This is a genomic window from Pseudomonas sp. RIT-PI-a (assembly GCF_001187875.1).
In the GTDB taxonomy this organism is placed as follows: Bacteria; Pseudomonadota; Gammaproteobacteria; order Pseudomonadales; family Pseudomonadaceae; genus Aquipseudomonas; species Aquipseudomonas coleopterorum.
Genome location: NZ_LGIR01000008.1, coordinates 1 through 538, shown reverse-complemented (window position 1 = coordinate 538; position 538 = coordinate 1). Strand labels below are relative to the sequence as shown.

The following is a 538-nucleotide window of genomic DNA, read 5'->3' as shown; positions in this document are numbered from 1 at the left end:
GGGTGGTGTCGTTGGGCACCAATTCGCCCAGGTAATAGGCGACGAGGGCGTCGCGAAAGCTTTCGTTGAGGGTTGCTGCAATGGTCATGGAATGGATTCCTGTGTGGTGGTTCAAGGGTTTTTTGGGTGCCAGTGAGAGCCTCTTCGCGGGCAGAGAGCTCGCCGCTCGCCCCGCTCCCACAAGGATTTTGTGAACACTTTGAATCCTTGTGGGAGCGGGCTCTGCCCGCGAAGGGGTCGACGCCGATACTTCAGACTTAAGCGCGAACAGCCGCCATCGCCGCCTGGCCTACCGCCTGCCAGTCAGCCTCTGGGCTGTCGGCCGTCAGCGAGCAGGCTTGCAGCAAGGTCGCCGCGTTCAGGCCCGTCTCGAGCGACACCGCCTGCGCCCGGCGCAGCCAGTCGATGTGAGCAACGGTCTTGGCGGTCTTCTGCGGCAGCAGCTCGGTCAGCAGCGCCACTTCGGTTTCGCGCCAGCCCAGCAGGGCCGACACTGCGGCATTGCAGGTTTGCGCCTGCACCGCCAGTTGGCGCTTGC

The 538-nt window shown here is 64.1% G+C and carries 1 protein-coding gene; it reads right to left on the bottom strand.

Annotation, left to right across the window (positions count from 1 at the left end):
- Positions 1–257: 257 nt before the first annotated feature.
- A partial coding sequence (locus tag AC788_RS21700) for a hypothetical protein (RefSeq protein ID WP_161804280.1) occupies positions 258–538 on the bottom strand: 281 nt, incomplete at its 5' end.